The organism is Gryllotalpicola sp. CP2-P1, from assembly GCF_057512245.1.
The window spans coordinates 1-2795 of the sequence record NZ_JBLRDT010000264.1 but is presented as its reverse complement, the minus strand read 5'-3'; the positions used below and the strand labels follow the sequence as shown (position 1 = coordinate 2795).

4 protein-coding genes are annotated in these 2795 nt (G+C 69.7%); 2 read left to right on the top strand and 2 right to left on the bottom strand.

What is annotated here, in order from left to right; genetic code table 11:
• Positions 1-14 precede the first annotated feature (14 nt).
• Positions 15-203 (bottom strand): hypothetical protein, encoded by a 189-nt coding sequence (locus ACM2XV_RS13975; protein WP_487027365.1) that lies wholly within the window; start codon positions 201-203, stop codon positions 15-17.
• A 60-nt stretch (positions 204-263) separates the two neighbouring features.
• Between ACM2XV_RS13975 and ACM2XV_RS13970 the strand changes: the two genes are divergently transcribed.
• Entirely contained in the window at positions 264-1556 is a 1293-nt protein-coding gene (locus ACM2XV_RS13970; protein WP_487027363.1) for a S1C family serine protease, read from the top strand.
• Positions 1557-1652: 96 nt separating this feature from the next.
• On the opposite strand, the gene ACM2XV_RS13965 is transcribed toward ACM2XV_RS13970, so the two are convergent.
• Positions 1653-2240: a TetR/AcrR family transcriptional regulator gene (locus ACM2XV_RS13965; RefSeq protein ID WP_344776519.1), complete on the bottom strand. Its 588-nt coding sequence runs from the start codon at positions 2238-2240 to the stop codon at positions 1653-1655.
• A gap of 90 nt (positions 2241-2330) precedes the next feature.
• On the opposite strand from ACM2XV_RS13965, the gene ACM2XV_RS13960 reads away from it, so the two are divergent.
• Positions 2331-2795 (top strand): alcohol dehydrogenase catalytic domain-containing protein (locus tag ACM2XV_RS13960; protein WP_487027362.1); only part of this gene is annotated, 465 nt, incomplete at its 3' end.

The following is a 2795-nucleotide window of genomic DNA, read 5'->3' as shown; positions in this document are numbered from 1 at the left end:
TCTCGTGCGACGGCTCAGGAGTCGATGAGCACCTGATCGAGCGCCACCGGCACGGGCAGCGGCAGCTCGACCCGCCGCTGCAGGACAGGCAGCGACTGCTGCTCATGCTCGATCAGGTGGGCGGCGAGCTCGGGGAACTGCGCCGCGACCAGGCGCTCGGCGAGATCTTTATCGGCGATCAGGTCGGCGTGCGGAATGTCCACGGTTCCTCCATAGGAAACCCATGAGCGCGCCATGGGCCCGGCTCGGGAAGCAGGGCTGTGATGGCTGTCATGAGCGAGATCAACGGTAGCGGTGCAGGCAAAGACCACTTCACGAAGCGGCAGACGCTGCTGGTCGCGGCGAGCACCGTGGTCGCTGCGGCGCTCGGCGTCGGGTGCGTCTTCGCTGTACAGGACGCGTTCGCGGCGGGTGACGCGTCGAGCGCGCAGCAGTACACGGGCCAGCCGGCCGCAGGGCTGCATGGCGGGTATGGGTATGGCGGCGGGTACGGGGGCGGCGCTTCCGGCCAGTCGGGCTCGAGCTCGGGTTCCGCCGGCTCGGCCTCAGGTGCGGCGTCCGGGTCCGGCAGCGACGCCGACCCCTTCGGCGGCAACGCCTACGGTCAGGCATCCGGCACCACGACGGCCGCGACGGCGGCGCAGTCGCGCGGCGTCGTCCTGATCGACACCCAGCTCGGCTATCAGAGCGCGGAAGCGGCAGGAACGGGCATCGTGCTCACGGCGAGCGGCGAGATTCTCACCAACAACCACGTCATCGAGGGCGCGACCTCGATCACGGTCACCGACGCGGGGAAGACCTACACCGCGACCGTCGTGGGCGACGACCCCACCGACGACATCGCGGTACTTCAGCTGCAGGGAGCCAGTGGATTGGCGACGGCGAGCCTCGACACGACGCACACGGTCAGCGAGGGCGAGGTGGTCACCGGAGTCGGGAACGCCGAGGGCGGCGGCACGCTCGTCGCCGCGACCGGCGAGGTGACGGGGCTCGACAAGACCATCACAACCGAGGCCGAGCAGTCGGCGGCATCCGAAACCCTGCACGGTCTCATCGAGACGGATGCCGCGATCGAGCCCGGTGATTCGGGCGGCCCACTCTTCGACTCGTCGAACAAGGTGATCGGCATCGACACGGCGGCCTCGAGCAGCGGGGCGGCAGACGGCTACGCGATTCCGATCACGACCGCGCTCGTCATCGCGAAGGAGATCGAGGCGGGCAATGCGGGCGGCAACATCAACATCGGCTACCCGGCCTTCCTGGGCATCGAGCTGGGCGAGATGGATGCCTCGGGCCTCGGCTCCGCGCAGGGCGACGCGTCCAGCGCGGGTGCTCAGATCGCCGGCGTCGTCGCGAACGGCCCCGCCGAGGAAGCGGGCCTCTCGGCCGGCGACGTGATCACGGCGATCGACGGCACGGCGGTCGACTCGGCCGACGCCCTGCAATCGGTGCTCACGGCCCACGCTCCGGGCGACGACGTGTCGCTGACCTGGACCGACACGGCGGGCCAGTCGCACACCGCGTCGGTCACCCTGACGCAGGGGCCGGCGGCCTAGGGCTCCGGTGCTGCGCGGTGCGGCGCGGTGCGGTGCAGTGGTGTGCGGTGCGCCGCTGCGCTCAGCGCCGGCCTTCGCAGCGGCCGCCTTCGGCGCTCACGGCGCGAGCAGACGGGCGACGCTCTCACGCAGCAGGGTTCGACGGGACTCATGGACCGACTCGGGCTCGTCGGCCGTCGCGGTGTAGACCTCGCTCGCCGCGGACCACGTCGATGCCATCGAGATGATCATGGTCAGCAGCGTGAAGGGGTCGCCCTGTCGAATGCGGCCCTCGGCCTGGGCTTCCGTGATGGCGGCGAGCTTCGCATCGTGGTCGCTGCCATCGAACCAGGTTCCGCTGCGGCGCCGCTCGAGCCGGACCCATGCGATCAGCCGCGTCAGCTCGGGGTGGCGCAGGTTCTCGTCGTAGACCTGCACGGCCCATTCCGGGATCCGCTCGACGTCGAACGGGATGGCTGCCGTCGTGCTCGTGACCCGGTCGGCGATGACCGCGTCGAAGAGGCCGTCTTTGCTGCCGAAGTAGCCGTAGAGCTGCGCCTTGTTGGTCTGAGCCGCAGCGGTGATGCGTTCGACGCGCGCGCCGGCGATGCCGAACTCGGCGAACTCGGCAGCCGCGGCGTCGAGAATGCGCCGGCTCGTGGCCGCGCCTTTCTTCGTTGCGGGTTTGACGGCTGTGACGGGCATGCATCGACTTTACAGACCGAACGGTTTGCTTTTCTGACTGCGCGGGGTTAGCGTCGAAACAAACCGAACAGTCTGTTTTGAGGAGCATCTATGCGAACCACCACCGCCTGGCAGAGCCTCGACACGTCGACCGGGCTCGAGCGGGCAGTCATTGAGCGCCGCGAGCTGCGTGCCGACGACGTCGCGGTGCGCGTCGACTTCTGCGGCGTCTGCCACAGTGATCTGCACGCGCTCCACGGGCTCGTGGGCAAGCCGACGGACGGCCTCGTCCCTGGCCACGAGTTCACGGGCACCGTCAGCGAGCTGGGCTCGGCCGTGGCGGGGTTCGCCGTGGGCGACCGCGTCGCCGTCGGCACGATCGTCGACTCGTGCGGCGAGTGCGCGATGTGCCGTGTGGGGCAGGAGAACTACTGCCTGAACGGCGTCGTCACGACCTACGGCGGTACCGACCGCATCGACGGCTCGACGACGATGGGTGGCTACAGCCGCGAGTACGTCGTGCGAGCCGACTTCGCCTACCCGCTGCCCGAGGGCCTGGATGCCGCTGCGGCGGCA